Annotated in this window: 2 protein-coding genes; both read left to right on the top strand. The window is 69.2% G+C overall.

Features of this window, described 5'->3' with window-relative positions; all coding sequences use genetic code 11:
* Positions 1-106: 106 nt before the first annotated feature.
* On the top strand, positions 107-655 hold the full coding sequence (gene ftsL / locus ACIKT0_RS16760) for a cell division protein FtsL (RefSeq protein ID WP_407106515.1): 549 nt from the start codon (positions 107-109) through the stop codon (positions 653-655).
* On the top strand, positions 652-2,481 hold the full coding sequence (locus tag ACIKT0_RS16755; protein WP_407106514.1) for a peptidoglycan D,D-transpeptidase FtsI family protein: 1,830 nt from the start codon (positions 652-654) through the stop codon (positions 2,479-2,481). The genes ftsL and ACIKT0_RS16755 overlap by 4 nt, the downstream gene beginning before the upstream one ends.
* Positions 2,482-2,550 lie beyond the last annotated feature (69 nt).

Here is a 2,550-nt window from a genome sequence, read left to right as displayed (position 1 = left end):
CCCGGCTTCGGTCGGCGGTCCGCACCAGCGCGCCGGCCCGCGGCGGCGACGCCCTCGCATATGGCGTGCCGCGCCTGCCGATCGCGCGGCTGATGGGAGACGCGTCATGAAGATCGCGCGCGTCCTCAACGTGATAGCGCTCGGCGCCCTGGTGGGCGCGGCGGTCACCGTCTACCGCATCAAATACGACGCCACGATGCACGCCGAGCACGCCGCGAAGCTCAGGCGGGAGATCGCCTCCGAACGGGACGCGATCCAGACCCTCAGGGCCGAGTGGGCCTATCTGGCGCGGCCGGACCGCATCCAGAGCTTCGCCAAGCAGCATCTCGAACTCGGCCCGCTCGCCCGCGAGCAGACCGTGAAGCTCGCCGCGCTGCCCGACCGGCCGGCGCCGGTGGACGAGATCGGCAAGAAGCTGGAGGCGCTCGGCCTGATGGGAGAGGACGCCAGCATCGCCGTCGACACGCCGGCCGCCGCCACCGCGCGCAAGCCGCAGCCTCAGCCGCCGGCGAAGAAGGCCACCATCGCGGTCAAGCCGGCCGCAGAACTCAGGGCGCCGGCCTCGCGACCGGCCGCCAAGCCGCTGTCGTCGCCGAAGACGACCGCGCCGATGAACCTCACGGACTTCCTGAAGAAAATGGGACTGGCGCAATGACGGGGCAGGAGGTTCTGGACGGAACGTTCCGCAACGGCGCGCTGATAGGCGCGGCGCTCGGCCGCTTCACCGTCGCCACGGCGCGCCGGCTGTGGGTCTGGTCGGTGATCGGCGTGCGCTTCGTCCGCCGGGTTATTCGCATCCTGGTCGGCTCCGGCGAGGGACTCGGCCTGACCACCGGCCGCCTGAGAATGGCCGCGATCGCCTTCGGCATCGTCTATATCGCAATCGTCGGCCGCCTCGTGCACTACGCGGTCGCGCCGGGCGCCGAGACGGCTGCGGAGGTCGCCGAGACGGCGGCGGCGATCTCGCGGCCCGACATCGTGGACCGCAACGGGATGGTGCTGGCGACCGACGTCAAGGTCGCGTCGCTCTACGCCGAGCCCAAGAACATCATCGATGTCGACGAGGCCGTGGACCTGCTGCGGCAGGCGCTGCCCGAGCTCGACGAGAAGGAGCTTCAGGCCAAGCTCTCCACCAAGCGCGGCTTCGTCTGGATCAAGCGCGAGATCTCGCCCCGCCAGCAGGTCGCGATCTTCCGCCTCGGCATACCGGGCGTCGGCTTCGTCACGGAGAACAAGCGCGTCTATCCGAACGGGCCGGCGGTTTCGCACATCCTCGGCTTCGCCGACGTGGACAACAAGGGCATCGCCGGGATCGAGAAGTATCTCGACACCAGCGGAAAGACGGCCGAAGCGGCCGCGGCGGCCGCCAAGGGCGGCCGGTTGCCGCCTGTCCGGCTGTCGCTCGACCTCAAGGTCCAGCACGCGATGCGCGACGAGCTCGTCGCCGGCATGACGAAGTTCAAGGCGATCGCAGCCTCCGCGGCCATCGCCGACGTGCGGACAGGCGAGATCATCTCGCTGGTCTCGCTGCCCGACTACGACCCGAACACGCCGTCCGACGCGCTCAAGCCCGAGGCGATCAACCGCGTCAATGTCGGCGTGTTCGAGATGGGCTCGACCTTCAAGGCGCTGACGCTCGCGATGGGCCTCGACAGCGGCAAGGTCAATCTGATGAGCCGCTTCGACGCGCGCGCTCCGCTGCGCCACGGCCGCTTCCTGATCCACGATTTCCACCCGACCCGCCGCATCCTCAACGTGCCCGAGATCTTCGTGCACTCCTCGAACATCGGCACGGCGCGGATCGCGCTCGCGCTTGGCATCGACGCCCACAAGGCGTTCCTGAAGAAGATGGGCCAGCTCGACCGCCTGAAGACGGAGCTGCCGGAGAGCTCGCGGCCGATCTACCCGTCGAAATGGGGCGAGCTGAACACCATCACCATCGCGTTCGGCCACGGCATCGCGATCGCGCCGATCCAGTCCGTCATGGCGGTGAGCGCGCTGGTCAATGGCGGCTATCTGGTGAAGCCGACCTTCCTGCACCGGACGGTCGAGGAGGCGATGGCGGAGGCGCCGCGGGTCATCCAGGCCAAGACCAGCGTCGAGATGCGCTACCTCATGAGGCTCAACGCCGAGAAGGGCTCAGCCAAGAAGGCTGACATCCCGGGCTACCGCGTCGGCGGCAAGACCGGCACCGCGGAGAAGGTGGTGAACGGCCGCTATTCCAAGACGAAGAACCTGACCGCCTTCACGGGCGTGTTCCCGATGGACGACCCGAAATACATGCTGCTGGTCGTGCTGGACGAGCCCAAGTCGCTGCCGGAGACCCACGGCTTCTCGACCTCGGGGTGGAACGCGGTTCCGATCGGCGGCCACATGGTGGAGCGGGTCGCGCCGCTCCTCGGCGTGACGCCGGACTACGAAGCGCCGAGCGCCACCGAGCTGCTCGGGAACATCCCGGTCGGCGCGGTGGTCGGCGAGTGACGGCGGCGGCGCGCACGCTCGGCGAGCTTTTCCCGGAAGCCGGGCTCGACGCGGTCTCGGCGGCTCGCC

Source organism: Hansschlegelia beijingensis, from assembly GCF_045505405.1.
In the GTDB taxonomy this organism is placed as follows: Bacteria; Pseudomonadota; Alphaproteobacteria; order Rhizobiales; family Methylopilaceae; genus Methylopila; species Methylopila beijingensis_A.
The sequence above is the reverse complement of the archived record's forward strand: the minus strand, read 5'-3'. Positions and strand labels throughout refer to the sequence as shown.